The 17580-nt window shown below is 28.2% G+C and carries 10 protein-coding genes; 2 read left to right on the forward strand and 8 right to left on the reverse strand.

The genetic code is table 11. From position 1 onward, the window contains the following. Nucleotides 1–2 precede the first annotated feature (2 nt). From BM027_RS04835 to zapA, 5 genes are all read right to left on the reverse strand, one after another. A complete protein-coding gene (locus BM027_RS04835; protein WP_090089315.1) occupies nucleotides 3–1730 on the reverse strand; it encodes a phospho-sugar mutase in 1728 nt (575 codons plus the stop codon). A 315-nt stretch (nucleotides 1731–2045) separates the two neighbouring features. Continuing rightward, nucleotides 2046–2771: a 2-thiouracil desulfurase family protein gene (locus BM027_RS04840; protein ID WP_090089317.1), complete on the reverse strand. Its 726-nt coding sequence runs from the start codon at nucleotides 2769–2771 to the stop codon at nucleotides 2046–2048. 39 nt (nucleotides 2772–2810) lie between these two features. Then, the gene (locus tag BM027_RS04845) at nucleotides 2811–5168 is read right to left on the reverse strand and encodes an endonuclease MutS2 (protein ID WP_090089320.1); all 2358 of its coding nucleotides are present in this window, start codon (nucleotides 5166–5168) and stop codon (nucleotides 2811–2813) included. A 16-nt stretch (nucleotides 5169–5184) separates the two neighbouring features. After that, nucleotides 5185–7533 (reverse strand): U32 family peptidase, encoded by a 2349-nt coding sequence (locus BM027_RS04850; RefSeq protein WP_090089323.1) that lies wholly within the window; start codon nucleotides 7531–7533, stop codon nucleotides 5185–5187. A gap of 213 nt (nucleotides 7534–7746) precedes the next feature. Continuing rightward, nucleotides 7747–9246 (reverse strand): cell division protein ZapA, encoded by a 1500-nt coding sequence (gene zapA, locus BM027_RS04855; protein ID WP_090089325.1) that lies wholly within the window; start codon nucleotides 9244–9246, stop codon nucleotides 7747–7749. Between the two features lie 500 nt (nucleotides 9247–9746). On the opposite strand from zapA, the gene cax reads away from it, so the two are divergent. After that, the gene (gene cax / locus BM027_RS04860; protein ID WP_090089328.1) at nucleotides 9747–10790 is read left to right on the forward strand and encodes a calcium/proton exchanger; all 1044 of its coding nucleotides are present in this window, start codon (nucleotides 9747–9749) and stop codon (nucleotides 10788–10790) included. Nucleotides 10791–11013: 223 nt separating this feature from the next. Beyond that, nucleotides 11014–12363: a [Fe-Fe] hydrogenase large subunit C-terminal domain-containing protein gene (locus BM027_RS04865; RefSeq protein WP_090089330.1), complete on the forward strand. Its 1350-nt coding sequence runs from the start codon at nucleotides 11014–11016 to the stop codon at nucleotides 12361–12363. A 144-nt stretch (nucleotides 12364–12507) separates the two neighbouring features. Here BM027_RS04865 and BM027_RS04870 read toward each other — a convergent pair whose 3' ends face one another. From BM027_RS04870 to BM027_RS04880, 3 genes are all read right to left on the reverse strand, one after another. After that, nucleotides 12508–14292, reverse strand: coding sequence for an ABC transporter ATP-binding protein (locus BM027_RS04870; RefSeq protein WP_090089333.1), 1785 nt, complete (start codon nucleotides 14290–14292; stop codon nucleotides 12508–12510). Further along, nucleotides 14292–16019: an ABC transporter ATP-binding protein gene (locus BM027_RS04875; protein WP_090089335.1), complete on the reverse strand. Its 1728-nt coding sequence runs from the start codon at nucleotides 16017–16019 to the stop codon at nucleotides 14292–14294. The genes BM027_RS04870 and BM027_RS04875 overlap by 1 nt, the downstream gene beginning before the upstream one ends. Before the next feature lie 487 nt (nucleotides 16020–16506). Beyond that, nucleotides 16507–17424 carry a S66 peptidase family protein gene (locus tag BM027_RS04880; protein WP_090089337.1) on the reverse strand — a complete coding sequence of 306 codons (918 nt, stop codon included), beginning with the start codon at nucleotides 17422–17424 and terminating at the stop codon, nucleotides 16507–16509. Between the last annotated feature and the right edge of the window lie 156 nt (nucleotides 17425–17580).

The following is a 17580-nucleotide window of genomic DNA, read 5'->3' on the forward strand; positions in this document are numbered from 1 at the left end:
GACTAGTTTAATTTACTGTTAATTAGTTTCATCACTTTTTCTTTAAATTCTTCAACTTTTTCTTCTGCATTATCTAAGCTTCTGCCTTTTACAGCTAAGTAAATCTTCATCTTTGGTTCTGTACCTGATGGTCTTACTACAAAATATGATTCATCTTCAAGTATAAACTTTAATACGTTTGATTTAGGTAAGTTAATTTTATTTTGAGTTTTTTCTAACACATTTTTCTCAACACTTAATTTATAATCAAATTTCTTAACTATTTTTACTCCACCAATTTCATCTATATTAGTATTTCTCATTGCTTCTATGCAAGCTGCAATTTGTTCTTGACCTTCTTTACCTTTTAATTCTAAAGATACAAGAGTTTCATTGAAGTAGCCATACTTTTCATATATTTCTATTAAAGCATCATATAAGCTCTTTCCTTGTTCTTTATAATATAAACACATTTCACATATTAACATTGAAGCTATTACAGCATCTTTATCACGTACAAAATCACCAGCAAGGTATCCATAGCTTTCTTCAAATCCAAATAAATAAGTGTTGCTTCCAGAGTCTTCAAATTCTCTAATCTTTTCACCTATATATTTAAATCCTGTTAGAACATCAATAATTTCTATATTAAAATCTTCAGCAATGCTTCTTGCACCTTCAGTCGTTACAATTGTCTTTATTACAACTCCATTTTCAGGTAAGTTATTAGTTTCTTTCAATGAACTTAATATATAATGAGTTAACAAGATACCTGTTTGATTACCAGTTAAAACTTTATATTTGTTAGAGGAATCCTTAACTACTACCCCTATTCTATCACAATCCGGATCAGTACCAAATATAATATCTGGATTTGAAGTTTTAGCCATTTCTAAAGCTAATTTAAATACGTCTGGATTTTCTGGATTTGGATAAGATGCAGTTGGAAAATTACCATTTGGAGCTTCTTGCTCCTTAACAACTTCAACTCCAGCATATCCTAGTTCACTTAATACTCTTCTTACCGGAACATTTCCTGCGCCATGAATTGGAGTATATATAACCTTTAAAGTATCAGCTTTCTTATTCACTAATTCTTTTCTTATAGCTAGTCCTTTAACTCTTTCAATATAAATTTTATCTATATCTTCACCTATATATTTTAATAATCCACTCTCTAAAGCAACTTTTTCATCTATACTTTTTATTTGTGAAAAATCTTCAATTGAATTAACACAATCAATTATCTTATTTGCTTTTTCATCTGTAACCTGACCACCAAATTCATCATATACTTTATATCCATTATATTGCTTTGGATTATGTGAAGCTGTTACCACAATACCACCGCTACATTTTAATTCTCTTGTAGCAAATGACAAAACTGGTGTTGGTCTTAAGCTTTCATATAAAAATACATTTATGTTATTTGCACATAAAGTAAGTGCTGCGGATTTAGCAAATTCCTTAGACATATTTCTTGAATCACATGCGATTGCAACTGAAGGATTTTTAAAATTTTCATTTAAATAATTTGCAAAACCTTGAGTAGCTTTAGCAACAGTATATACATTCATTCTATTGCTTCCAGCACCTATTACTCCTCTTAATCCACCAGTACCAAAATCTAAATCTTTATAAAATCTATCTTCTATTTCCTTTTCATCAGATATACCTTTTAATTCATTTTTTGTTTCCTTATTAATGCTTTCTGAATTAATCCATGAGTTATATTTTTCTTTATAGTTCATTTGAACGCCTCCCAATTTTTCCTCAATATCTACCATTATACAATATTTATGTATATTTAAAAATACCTTTTTAGTTTTCAGTAAAATTTTTACAATTAATTTTACCTAAAATAACATTAAATAATTTAATTACTTAATGTATATTTAAAGTATACTCTCTACACTTTTATAAAAACTAAGGCATATTTAAAAATATACGGTGCATTTTTAAACTATTGTTTTATTTCATGTGCCTAAACTCGAAAAATCACTTTAGGCATCTCCAAATAAATAACTAGTCAGTTTTCTTTGACTAGTTATTTATTTTACAATGCCTTATTTTTCATTATCCTTAACTTCCTTAACTTCTTCAATACTTAATCCAGTAGCTTCAGCTATTTCATCAATATCTGTAAATCCCATTAGATCTTCTGCTAGTGAAATCATAAGTTTTTTAACATTCTCTTGAACTTTAGGTGGTAAATCTGAAAAATCTCCCAAATTATCTGTTAAATCTAAAGTTTCTAATTCTTGATAATCTTCTTCCAATTTAAAACTTCTTCTTTTATTTGCCTTATTTCTATCATACTGATTAAGATATACTAGCTTATCTCTATTAGGTTCTAAATCTTCTTCTGAGAATACATCTATTCCTTCTTTAGTCAAAAGATATGCAGTAATACCCATACCCTCAATTTTATCACCTTTAAAGCTTCCATCATAGACAAAATTAACTCCACACGATGGGCTGTTTTCTTTTAATATAGCTTTAGTCGCCTTAACTTCTTTTGCAATTTTTAAAGTTTCATATGCTCCCTTTAAAAATCCCTCTGTTACATCAATGCCTTCGTCATTCATAGCTTTTCCATTCCCATTTAATATCTCACTTGATAAATCATTTAATTCTGTTGGCCTTCTTGGAGTACAAAGTCCCCCTAATTGTTCTGGACATACTAAAACTGCCTTGCCTTCTCTAAATAATTTTGCACAATTTTCATTTAGATTATTTTCTCCATTATACTTGCAATTTACTCCACACAAACAAGCACTTATTATATACATATCAAACCACTCCTTAAAAAAACGAATAAGGCATATGCCTTACTTAAGTTCTACTATTGTTGCTCCATCTCCACCTTCACCATAACCACCTAATCTATAGGTTTTTACGTGCATATGTCTCTTTAACATATCATTTATTGCTTTTCTAAGTACTCCAGTTCCTTTTCCATGCACTATTGTAACTTCTCCAAGATTTGACATATAAGCATCATCTAAATATTTATCCACTCTATAACAAGCTTCTTCAGCATCCAATCCTCTTAAATCTATACGACCTTCAACTTTACTAAAATTAAGCTTTAGTTCTCTTTTCTTTTTAACTTTTGCAGCTTTAGTTTGTTTTGTCTTTCTTAAATCTTTTAATTTTACTGCGACTTTCATGATACCAGCTTCAACTTGAACTTCTCCTCTATTATCTGGCATAGAAATAATAATAACATTTTGGTTTAAAGACGGTAAGAACGCTTCCATACCTAAAGTAATTTTTTCTATTAACTCGCCTTCATTTTCTTTCATGTTATTAAGTTTCTTTTCTCTATCTTCTAAGCTATCTTTCAATTTTTTACGTTCTTCTTCTAATCTTTGTCTTCCTCCAGTTGAAATTCCAAGCTTCTCGAGTTCTCTCATAGCCTTTAAGATTTCATCAGCTTCATCTTTTGCATTAGCAACTATTTCTTTTGCTTCGCTTCTAGCATCCATATAAGCTTTATCCCTGGTTTGCTCTAATCTTTGAAGCTTTTGTTCATAACTTCTCTTTAATTCTTCTGCTTCACTTCTAATTAACTTAGCATCTCTTGCATCTTTTTTAGCAAGTATACTCTTTTCTTGAAGATCTCTGATTAAATCCTCAAACTGTAAATTTTCCTTAGACATATACTCTTTAGCAGAGCTAATTACATCTCCATCTAAACCAAGTCTTCTAGAAATTTCAAAAGCATTAGACTTTCCTGGAACTCCAATTAATAGTCTATATGTAGGTCTTAACGTATTTATATCAAATTCTACTGAAGCATTTTCAACGCCATCTGTTTTTAGTGCATAAGCTTTAAGTTCACTATAGTGAGTTGTTGCAATTAACTTTGCTCCTCTATTGCTTAAAGTCTCCAAAATAGCTATAGCAAGTGCTGCTCCTTCAGTCGGATCAGTACCAGCACCTAATTCATCAAATAAAACTAAAGATTCTTTGTTATCACTTTCCATAATCCTAACAATATTAGTTAAATGTGATGAAAACGTTGAAAGGCTTTGTTCAATACTTTGCTCATCACCTATATCTGCAAAAATTTCCTTAAAAAAGCATACAGAAGAGTTATCTCTAGCTGGTATTAAAAGTCCACTTAATGCCATAATATGAAGAAGTCCTACTGTCTTTAATGTAACAGTCTTTCCTCCTGTATTTGGGCCTGTTATCATTAATGTATTAAACTCTTCGCCTAAATATATATCAGAAGGTATAACTTTATCTTCCTCAATCAAAGGATGTCTTCCTAATATGATATTAAAAATACCATCTTCTCGCACTATTGGTTTTATTGCATTTAATGAACTTGCATACTTTCCTTTTGCAAATATAAAATCAAACTGAGTAAGTATTTTAAAGTTACTTTCACATTGGTCTGAATGATCCTTAACTCTTAAAGATAGTGCTGTAAGAATTCTATCTATTTCAGCCTTTTCTTTTAACATAAGCTCTTTAATTTCATTATTTAAATTAACTAAACTCATTGGTTCTATAAAAAATGTAGCTCCAGTTGAACTTTGATCATGCACAAGTCCTGGTACCGCACTCTTATATTCTGATTTCACAGGAATTACATATCTATCGCCTCTCATTGTGTATAAAGAATCTTGTAGATATTTTGCATTGCTCTTAACTATTGAATTTATCTTATCTCTAACTGAAGAATTTTTTTCCTTAAGACTTCTTCTTATATTATGTAATGTTTGACTTGCTTTATCGCTAATTTCCTCTTCTGACACAATAGCTCTATCTATTTCATTTTCTAATTCATTGATGGGAGTTAAAATATATGCTAGGTCTTCTAACTTAAGATAAGATGCTTCTTGTTCTTCCCTCTTGAAAAACTCTTTCATCTTCCTAGTTGCTCTAAGCATCCCACCAACTTTTAATAATTGATCTGGAGTTAGGGTTCCTCCTTTTTTAGCTCTTTCTAAAGGATCTTTTACATCAAAAAGTCCTTCTAAAGGTGGTGCTCCTTTTTTCATTAACATTTCAAGAGCCTCATTAGATTCTTCTAAGTTATTATTTATTTCATATATATTATCATAAGGTTCTAATTCATCTAACTTTTGCTTAGCAGAATTGCTATGCGCATACTTCTTTAACTTTTTTTTAATTTTATCGAATTCTAAAATTCTTAAAGATCTTTCATTCATTGGCTAATTATCTCCTCTATTCTACACCTCGTCTATAATGTCCCTTAGTATAATTTCTATCTTTATTTTTTTCACCTTTTTTAATCTCATCTAAAATAATCTTTACTTCATCATAACTTTCATCTTTAAAATCAACTCTAAATGTTGAAATATTAAACGACTTTAATTCATCAATTTGTTCCACTAAATTTAAAGCTAGTGAATTTAAAATATGACTTCTACAACTATTATCACCTAATACTTTAAATCCTTCATTCTTCCTATCTATTAGCGTAAAACTATCTTTTATACACGCACCATTACATTCTTTTTTGCTAGATTTATTTCCAAATATACTTCCAATTGGACAATATTCACTAACCATTAATTCAGTTTTTCCATATATACCAATAGCTACATTAGAATTAACATTTTTCATTAATTCTTTTATTTCTTTTCTATTCAATTCTAAACTAAGTGTTGGTATATCTATATCTTCACAATAAAACTCTAAACCTTCGTTATTAAAAATATTTAACTTATAATCTCCTATTATAAATAATTTATCTCTATAAAGTCTAATTATACCTACATTTGAAGTTATTAATCCCTTTATATAAGGAATAACTTCATCTATCTGTTTAACTATATTCTTAAATTCCTTTTTTATAATATTAGGCACCATAAAATAAATATTTTTATCTTTTATATTTTTAAAGTCATCCTTAGTTAAAAATTCTTTATGTTTTGTATAAGAAATATCTAATGCTATGTTCTTAACACATTCATCTTCTAGTAAAGCTTTTAGCTGATTTTTATTAATACAGCTATAAACATATCCTAAGTTTTCTCCAAATTTTATATTCTTCTTTTCCTTAGTTCCTTGAATTCTCTTTCTTCTAAATGAAGATACCTCTCCTTTTAGAATTTTTTCAAATAACTCTCTTCTTAAATTATTTAATGATGATATCTTTATAAATCCATCTTCAAATACATTAAAATCTATCTTTTCAAACTTGTATGGAATTTCTCCTGATTTCTTCAAACACTCTTCTATCCTATCAGCGCTTAATGGAGCATTAGTTGCTACTTCAACCATATCTCCTGCAACTTCATATTCTTTTCCATTAAATTTAGTTTTAAGAATAAGTGGAGAATTAATTTTAAACTCTAATTCCCCTCTAAGTGTAATTTTCTTTTTATAAGGCTTTATGTATTCTTTTAAATCATCATATAACTTCTTGTCTGATGTTTTATATAAGCTATTTCCCTTCTTATATCCTCCAGATGGAAATAGCTTAACCTTATCACCTTTAAAAGCTTCCTTAACTTCTTTCCCATTAAGTAGTATCTTACTTAATATAAATCCCGCTTCACCATATCTTATTCCATCTCCAAGTGAAACACTTTCTTCTAAAATAATCTCACCTTTTTCTAAAGCTTTCCCTATAAATACCCCTGTATTCTTAGGAAAATTATAACTCATCATATCTTTTCCTATATTTTTATAAATATATGCCTTAGAAAATCCTTCTCTATTAAAGAGTTGAAATAATTCACGTCTTCCTTTATTTAAATCAAATTTCTTTTTATATAATACTTTATCAATTGCGTTTCTGTAAGTATCTACAACCCCTGATACATATTCCGGTCTTTTCATTCTCCCTTCAACTTTTAAAGAAGAAGTTCCACTATCTATAATTGCTTCAACATCATCAATCAAACACATATCTTTAGGACTTAACAAATAAGCCTTCTTTTCTCCTAGCTTTTCTCCCTTTAAAGTGTATTGCATTCTACAAGGTTGAGCGCATCTTCCCCTATTCCCACTTCTTCCACCAATCATTGAACTCATCAAACACTGTCCTGAATAGCATACGCAAAGTGCTCCATGAACAAATATCTCTGTTTCTATACCTAAATCTTTTGATATATATTTAACCTCATCTAAAGAAAGTTCTCTAGACAATACTATTCTTTGCAATCCCTTTTCGGTAAAATATAATGCACCTTCTCCATTATGTACTGTCATTTGTGTTGATGCATGAAGTTCAAAATCAGAATATACACTCTTAATTAAACTTATTAAACCCACATCTTGAATTATTAAAGCATCTACTCCTATTTCATAAAGATATCCAACATATTTTAATGCTTCTTTTAATTCGCTTTCTTTTAATAAGGTATTAATTGTTACATATACTTTAACTCCATAGCTATGTGCATAGTCTAATGCCTTCATCATGGTTTCATTGTCAAAATTTGAAGCATATGCTCTTGCTGAAAACTTATTTCCTCCAAGATATATTGCATCTGCACCTCTATTTATTGCAGCTATTAAGCTTTCAATACTTCCCGCTGGTGCTAACAGTTCAATTTTATTCATTAATTTCCTCCTAAGTATTTTTTAGTTTTAAATCACTAATATGATCCATTAGATAAAAGAATCAGTTGATATCCATGGTAAAAACTGCTATAAAATAATAGCAGTTTTAAATTTCATTTATAAGTATTACATTCTTGCTTTATATTAAATATCTTTGCAAAAAAATAACTAGTTAATATGTTAGTGCATCTTACATTATATTTTGTCGGTACATTATTTCTTTTTCTTTGCAAGAGGTGCTAACTTTTGTTTGCTTTTATTTATACTATTAACTGAGTCTTGTTTTTTTAATTTTGCTATCTCTATTTCTAGATTCATGAATTTCTCTTGTAACTCTAGAACTTTATATTTTGAGCTTCTAAATTTTCCATTTATTTCTTTGCTTCTTTCTAATAAATTACTTCTTTGTTTGGTAAGATCCTCTATTTTATTTTTTAATTCTACCAATGATTTTTCTTTATTTTCTAAATTTCCTTTTAACTCTTCTATTTCCTTATGCTTTATATTAAGTGTTTCCTTGTTTGTATTATGTTTATTTATTAAATTATAATTATTATTCTTCATGGATTTAATCTCATTATTTAGTTCAAGTTTTTCTTTGTCTAATTTATTATTTATATTTTTAACTTTGATAAATTCATCATTTAGATTTTGTATTTTTTGTTCCAAGTCTTGTTTTTCTCTTTTTTGAGATTTCATTTGATTAGTTAAATTATCATTTATTGTACTAAATTCTTTTAACTTTCCTTTGCACACTCCAAGCTCTTTATCTGCTTCATAATAATAATTATTTATTTCCTCTAATTCCTCTTTACATTTTTTATGTTCTTCTTGAATTAATTGTCTCTTAGTTCTTTCATCAGACAAAACTAATTTTAGTTCTTCTACATCACTTTGCATTGTTGAAGCATTACTTTCAAAAGAAGTAGTTTTTTCTTTTAACAGTATATTTTCTTCTTCTAAAGACCTTCTAATATTACTGATTCTTTCAAGTTCTAGTCCTACTTCTATATTTTTCTCATTTAATCCCTTTAATTTCTTATCCAACTCTTTATTTTCAATATTAAAATCAAAAATTTTCTTTTCAAAATTCTTTGTTTGTTCTGTGGAGTGTTGTAAATCCTTTTTTAAATTAATTTCTTTATTTCTAGCTTCATCTACCTTTTTATAAAGGAACTTATTCTTTTCTTTAACTTCAATAATCTCCTTATTTAAAACTTCATTTAAATTTTTAGTTTCTTTTAAATTCTCATTAAACCTTTTATTTTCATTAATAAGTATATCATTTTCATTCTTAAATTTCTTTGCTTCCTCTTTTAAAGTATTAAAAGATTCTTCAATACCTGAATATTTATCCTTTAATGATTGTTCTTTATTAATTAAATCTTCTTGAATCTTTGATTTTTCTGATAAACATTGTTGCAAATCTAAATTAAGCTTATCTACCTTTTTAATTAATTCAGTATTATCACTCTCAATATTCTTTTTCTTACTTACTGATGTACGTAAATTCAAATCACTTTCATAAAGTTCATCTGCAATATTAACTGCAGCCAAAACAGTAGCCGCACTTGTACTTAATCTAGAATTTTTAGCCATTACTTCTCTAACTTTTCCATCTACAAAACTTGCTAAATCAAGTAGATACTGTTCATTTTTATCACCTTTTAAATTGTAATCCATACCATTTATATTAACTGTTACCTTTATCATAATAACACCTCTTAAATTTCTTTATTATTATTTAATTATATTCTATATTTGCACATAACACAATTGTATACCCCTATACTAATCATATAAAAATATTTACTTTTTTATTACTTTTTATAACAAATTTAATATTTTAATATATAAATTTTAAAATTTCTCAATTGATAGTCTATTTATTACTGCTGAATCAATAGTTTGGTTATCTTCTATAACACTAACATAGTTTGAAATTAACTATTAAACGAGTAAAATAAAAAATAATTATAAAATTATTTTTATACATTTTTCTTAACAAGTATGTTGCTATATATAGTTGGTTACAATAAAAAAACAAGAATTTATATGTTTGTTATATTGTACTTAATATGTATATAATATCAATAGATAATTATTGATAAAATTTAAAATATATTCATAATTATTTAGAGCTAAACAGCTAGCAAACTTCTAAGATAAATAAAACTACTTTCGAAAAAATTTAAAAGGAGGATTTTATTCAAATGAAAATATTAAAGTATATGCTTATATTTATACCAATAAGTTTTATAGCAAAATTTATTAATGCATCCCCCTCTATAATGTTTGTATTAGCAGCATTATCTATAATTCCATTAGCTGGTCTTATGGGTGAAGGAACAGAGGAAATATCATTCTATTCTGGACCTAAAATAGGTGGATTTTTAAACGGCACATTTGGAAATGCAACTGAACTTATAATATCATTTTTTGCTCTTAAACAAGGCCTCTTTGAGGTAGTTAAATCATCTATTGCTGGTGCCGTTATAGGAAACATTTTATTAGTACTTGGTGCAAGTATGTTAGCTGGTGGATTAAAACATAAAACTCAAACTTTCAACAAAAAAATAGTTGATGTTTCTTCAAGCATGTTACTATTTGCGGTTATAGGTTTGTGTATTCCAGCTTTGTTTACTCATACAGTAAGTCCAGACTTATTGAATACAAGATATGAAGGATTAAGCATTGTTGTTGCAATAATAATGCTTATAATATACATATTAAGTTTAGTCTTTTCATTCTACACACATAAGGATTTATATACTTTTAATAGTGAAGAAAATACAACTGCAAAGTGGTCTTTAAATAAAGCCATAGCAGTATTAATTGTTTCTACTATATTAATAGCCATAGAAAGTGAATTTTTAGTAAGTGGAATAGAGTCTATAACTAAAAGTTTAGGATTAAGTGAATTCTTTGTAGGTATTATATTAATTCCTATAATAGGAAATGCAGCGGAACATAGTACATCTGTTGTTATGGCAATGAAAAATAAAATGGATGTAGCTTTAGAAATTGCTATAGGTTCTAGTTTACAAATAATATTATTTGTTGCTCCAATATTAATATTTATAAGTTTGATATTTACTCCTATGAGTATTATATTTAACGAATTTGAATTAATAGCACTTATAGTGGCTGTGCTTATAGCTAATAGAGTATCAAGTGATGGAGAATCTAATTGGTTAGAAGGAGTTCAACTCCTTGCTGTATATTTTATAATTGCAGCTTCCTTCTTTATTCTATAATTTAAGGCACATAAAAAAAAATAATAGACCAGTATGCATATCTATTATTTTCTTTTATGTGCTTAACTTATTTTAGATTGTAGTATTATTATTTGCAAATAAATATATACTAAGTATATATTTAGGCACATTCAAAAAATAATAGACTAGTATGCATCTTATATTTTCTTTCATGTGCCTTAAGAGTTTTTAATTTTACATTTCACAAATTGGAGGTATATTAATGAATAATAAATATAATGATTTATTTGATGAGTTAGTTAAATCATATTATGATGGCAATTTTGACGAAACTCTTACTCGTATTATGGTATGTCATAAAAAATCTCCTCAAGAAACTTTTACTATTATTTCATCTTTGTGTGGAGTTCATATTGAATTTGATAATAACTATTTATATAACTTAAAAAAGGCAATAACAGAGTATACTGTTAACAAAAGAATAGTTGAAAAAATTAAAGACTGTTCAGCAAATTGTATTAAAGATAAAAATGATAAATTTAAATGTCAGGCGTCTTGTCCATTTGATGCAATACTTTATGATTCAAATAATAAATCTACTTATATAGACCCAAATCGTTGTCTTAATTGTGGATTATGTATAGATTCCTGTAAAAATGGATTGATTTTAGATAAAGTTGAATTTCTTCCTATAATGAATTTAATAAACAATAATGAAACAGTTATTGCCGCTGTTGCTCCTGCCATTATTGGTCAATTTGGTTCTAATGTTACTATGGATCAATTAAGAGCCGCATTTATCAAGATTGGATTTACTGATATGGTAGAGGTAGCCTTTGCTGCTGATATGTTAACCTTAAAAGAATCAGTTGAATTTAATAAGCATGTACATGGGCCTAAAGATTTAATGATAACTTCTTGCTGCTGTCCTATGTGGATTGGAATGTTAAAAAAGGTTTATAAAGACCTTATTCCAGATTTATCACCTTCAGTATCTCCTATGATTGCTGCAGGACGTGTTATTAAAAAGTTTAATAAAGATGCAAAAATAGTTTTCATTGGCCCATGTATTGCTAAAAAAGCAGAAGCTAAAGATAAAGATTTAATTGGTGCCATAGATTTCGTATTAACCTTTCAGGAACTTGATGAAATATTCAAAACTTTAAGTATTAAACCAGATAAATTACAAGGTATTCCTTCTATTGAGTATGCTTCACGTGGTGGAAGATTATATGCTCGTAGCGGTGGTGTTTCAATTGCTATTTCTGAAACTATAGAAGAGCTTTATCCCGATAAGTTCAAGCAATTTAAACCTGTTAAAGCCTCAGGCATTAAAGAATGTAAAGAAGTCCTTGAAAGTGCTCTAAACGGTACTATTGATGCAAACTTTATCGAAGGTATGGGATGTATTGGAGGTTGCGTTGGTGGTCCAAAAGTTATGATTCCTCCTGAGCAAGGGCAAATGGCCGTTGATAATTTTGCTTATGACTCTCCTATAAAAGTAGGTACTCATAGTGCTGTTCTTGATGACGTTTTAGAAAAACTTGATATAACCTCTTTAGATGATTTTGAAGATAAGAAAAAAATTAGTATTCTTGAACGTGAGCTTTAAAAAGGTGTAGCCTCAAGATGATTTATATATCATCTTGAGGCTATTTTTTTCTATTACATTTTAAACAATACTTATACTTCTTCATTTTGATAATTTATATAAGGCTCTGTTTTAAAACAGTGTTGATAAAACAGAGCCTTGTACTTAATTAATTTGCTCCTCATTTCCAAATTGACTATTATAAAGTTTTTCGTAAAAACCTTGTTTTGCCATTAGTTCTTCGTGGTTTCCTTGTTCTATAATATTTCCTTCATTTATAACTAGAATTAAATCAGCATTACGAATAGTTGAAAGTCTATGAGCAATAACAAAACTAGTTCTTCCCTTCATTATATTTTTCATAGCCTTTTGAAGTAATAATTCTAGTCTAGTATCAACTGAACTAGTTGCTTCATCTAATATTAATATTGCAGGATCTGATATTATAGCTCTAGCTATAGTTAACAGTTGTTTTTCTCCTTGAGATATATTTGAAGCCTCTTCATTAAGAAACATATTATAACCATCAGGTAGGGTTTTAATAAAGTGATGAACATTAGCTATTTTAGCTGCTTCTACAATTTCTTCCTTAGTGGCTCCAAATCTGCCATACTCAATATTGTCATAAATTGTTCCATTGTATAGCCAAGTATCTTGAAGAACCATTCCAAAAATTGAACGTAAATCTTCACGCCTCATGTCTCTGGTGTCTATCCCATCTATTTTTATAGATCCACCTTGAATATCGTAAAATCTCATTAATAGATTTATTAATGTAGTTTTACCTGCACCTGTTGGTCCCACTATAGCTACCATCTGTCCACTCTTTATTTCTGCGCTTAAATCCTTAATTAAAATTTTATCCTCATTATATCCAAACTTAACATGTTCAAATGTAACATTTCCCTGTGGATTTTTAAGTTTTACTGAATTTTCACTGTCTGCAACATCTTCCTCTTGATTTAATATTTCAAATACACGTTCAACTGCTGCAAATGCTGATTGTATTGAAGATGATAGTTGAGTTACTTGAGAAAGCGGTTGATTTATTTGCCATATATAACGTATAAAAGCTTGAAGGTTACCAACTGTAATTAGTCCACTAATTACATAAATTGATCCAAGCACTCCAATAGCAGCAATCCCTAAATAACTTACTAATGAAACTAATGGAGACATTATACTTGATATAAATTGAGCCTTAAATCCAGTATTACAAAGTTCTTCATTTATATTTTCAAAATCTTCTATTGAATCATCTTGCTTTCCATATAACTTTATTTCATTAAAGCCAGTATACATTTCTTGAACTTTACCATTTAATTTTCCTAGTGCCTTTTGCTGTTTATAAAATAGATTTTGTGATTTGCTAACTATAAATCTAGTTACTAAAAAACTTAATGGTATTATAAGCATAGCTAAAAGTGCCATTTTTGTGTTAATTGCAAACATCATTGCAATGGCTAAACTTAAAGACAACATTGAGTTAATTACTTGACTAAAACTCTGTTGCAAAGCATTTGAAATTGTATCTATATCATTTGTAATACGGCTTAGTACATCTCCATAACTATTTTTATCAAAATAACTTATTGGTAATTTTCTAATCTTGTCTTGAACAGCATTTCTTAAATCCCTCATAGTATTTTGAATAGCATTAGTTAATAAGAAACTTGCTACATATGTTGCTACTGCACTAAATACATAAATGCAAGTTAAAATTCCTAATGTTCTTATAATATAACCAAAATTTACTGAAGCACCTTCAATTCCTTTACCCATATTAATTACGTCATTTATAAGCTGTGTTATTATGAGTCCTTCAGTCATTGGAGCAATAGCATTAAAAATAGCTGCTGCTATTATAAATAAAATAGCCAAAATAAATGGCATTCTATATGGTCTCACAAATGGAGAAATTTTATTTATAGTAGTTTTTAATTTATTCATTATGCTAATTCCTCCTCTGTAAGTTGAGATGATGCAATTTCATGATATATTTCACAGGTTTTAAGTAATTCTCTATGATTACCTATTCCCACTACTTCACCTTCATTTAAAACTATAATTTTATTAGCATCCATAATAGAACCTATTCTTTGTGCAACTATTAAAACTATAGCATCATGAGTTTCCTCTTTTAACTTAGCCCTAAGGGTTGCATCTGTTTTAAAGTCTAGCGCAGAGAAGCTATCATCAAAAATGTAAATTTCAGGTTTTCTAACTACTGCTCTTGCAATAGATAATCTTTGCTTTTGTCCTCCTGACACATTAGATCCACCTTCACTTATTAGTTCATCAAACTTTTTAGGTCTACTTGTGATAAAATCATATGCCTGAGCTACCTTAGCAGACTGTTCAAGTTCCCCTTTATCTGCACTCTTTTTACCAAACTTAATATTAGTGCCTATACTTCCTGTAAATAGTACTGTTTTTTGAGGTATAAATCCTATCTTATTACGTAATGCCTTTAAATCATACTCCCTCACATCTACTCCATCTATTTTTATGCTACCTTCTGTAACATCATAAAATCTTGGAATTAAATTAATCAAGCTACTTTTTCCACTACCAGTACTTCCTATAAATGCAATAGTTTCACCCTTCTTTGCAACAAATGAAATATCTTTAAGTACAGGCTCCTCGCCATCTGGATAAGTAAAAGTAACATTATCAAACTCTACTATTCCTTTAATTTCTGTATCCTTAATCCCATTTTTAGGATTTTTAATAAGTGGCTCTTCATCTAATAATTCTTGGATTCTATCAGCTGAAACTTGCGCCTTTGGATACATAATAAATACCATTGAAAATAACATAATAGAGAACATAGCATGAAATAAATACTCTATAAATGCAACTAATTGTCCAACTTGAAGTGTTCCAATGTTTATCATATTACTTGAAACCCAAAATATAGCTAAAATAGCTATATTTAATAAGAAAAAGAATGTTGGCTGAGAAATTGCCATAAGCTTATGCAGTTTCTTAGATACACTTGCATAATTATTATTGGTTTCTGCAAATCTTTCTCTTTCGTGATCATCATTTCCAAACGCTCTAATTACTCTTATACCTGTTAAATTTTCTCGTGAGATTCGATTTAATTTATCTAATCTCTTTTGTTGAGTTTCAGAAAGTGGCTGAGATATCTTAGCTATAACCACTACTCCAATAACTATAAATGGTATTGTTATTCCTAATACTATTGATAGATGTAAACTTGTTTTAAGAATCATTACTAAACTTACAGTAAACATAATTGGTGTAAGTAATGCTGTTCTTAGGAGCGTATTCACAAATTGTAGCAATTGAAAAGCATCATTAGTTGTTCTAGTAATCATTGAAGATACACCAAACTTATCATATTCACTATGTGAAAATTCCTGAGATTTTCTAAAAATATCATTCCTCATATCCCTAGTTATACTAGTAGAAATTTTTGAAGAACAATATCCAAGCAATATAGTACCCATAACTCCAACTATTGAAATAAAAATGATTATAAGTCCCATTCGTTTTATGTATGATATATCATTATTTGCTATACCATTATCAATAACTTTAGCCATTATTGTTGGAATGCCTAGTTCAACTAGTGCAAATCCGAAAACTGATATTATATTTAGCATAATAATCAGTTTATAATTTTTTAAATACTTTAAGATTAATTTCATTATGTCTTTTTAACTCCTTTTTTTAATTTTAGCTATGTTTTAAAATATCAACATTCACTTAAAACATAACCTTAATTTTTCATATAAAATAATGCTTTATTATTATTCCTTATATATTGTACATTAATTATAATATACTTTCCATTATATACTATCATACTTTATTGTTTACTATAATTTTTAAATAATTTCTTAACTTACTAATTCCATTTTTCATCAAAATCTATACTTTAGAACGTGAAAGAAAATAATAGATAAGCATACTAGTCTATTATTTTTTTGAATGTGCCTTAAACTAATAAAACATAAAAAAGTGTGCTTAACTTTTAAACACACTTTTTCTCAATTTAAATCATAATATTCTTAAACGTTAATATTAATATTTTTTCTCCGACTTTCATTTAGCCATATTCAAAATAGTTTTCTCTTATTATAATTTACAGATATTACTGACTCAAAATCAATGTGAAGTTTAACTTATGTTCTTCTATTCTATTACCCTAATTTCTTTTTTAGTTGAATCCATTTTAAGTTTTGCTCCAAGTGGCAATGTCATTGTAGGTAGACAGTGACCACAACACACATTATAAATTATTGGTTTATTTTCTGCTAATAATAATTCTTGAAAAATCTGTATTAATGATAAGCTTTCTTTTCCTTCTTCAGGTATACAATTAGTCCATGCCCCTAAAATAATTCCTTCTGCATCCTTAAATTTGTTGCATTGTTTTAATTGCAGGAGCATTTTATCAATTTTATATGGATATTCTCCTATATCTTCTAAAAATAATATTTTTTCCTTCGTATCTATTTCATACTTTGTCCCCATAGATGAACAAATCAAAGAAAGATTTCCTCCAACTAATCGTCCTTCTGCATATCCTTCAACCAAAGTTTTCATTTCAACCCCTTTAGGATTGTTTAACACTCCTAGTGGCTTATTATTAAAAATGTTTCTCTTAAAATACTCCATAGTATATTCATCTAATCCACTATAAATTTCTGTTGCTGGCATTGGTGAATGAAAAGTTATAAATCCACATTTTTGGTTTAACACATTATGAATTGCTGTTACATCACTATACCCTGCAAATACCTTGGGATTTTTTTTAATCATCTTATAATCCAACATATCTAAAAGTCTTGCCGAACCATATCCACCTCTTATAGCAAAAATGCCATCAATACTCTTATTAGAAAACATTTTATTTATATCTTTTGCTCTAATTTCATCACTTCCAGATAAATAACCATGCTGTGCTGTACAACTTTTTCCAAGAACAACTTTAAAACCTAACTTTTCCATAGCTTCAATTGATGCTTTTATCCTCTCATTTGAAGTTGGACTTGAAGCTCCTATTAGAGCTATTTTATCTCCTATTTTCAAAGGTTTTGGTCTTATCACATTCTTCACTCCCTCTGTATTTAAGACATATTTTTAAAAATGGATAGCCAATATGCTTAATTTAAATTTTAATAATACTTAAATTTTATACCTTTACTAACATATTCATCATTAATTTTTATATACGGTACTTTTTATGTACTAAACAGTCTAATA

This window comes from Clostridium uliginosum (assembly GCF_900112485.1).
Classification (GTDB): Bacteria; Bacillota; Clostridia; order Clostridiales; family Clostridiaceae; genus Clostridium; species Clostridium uliginosum.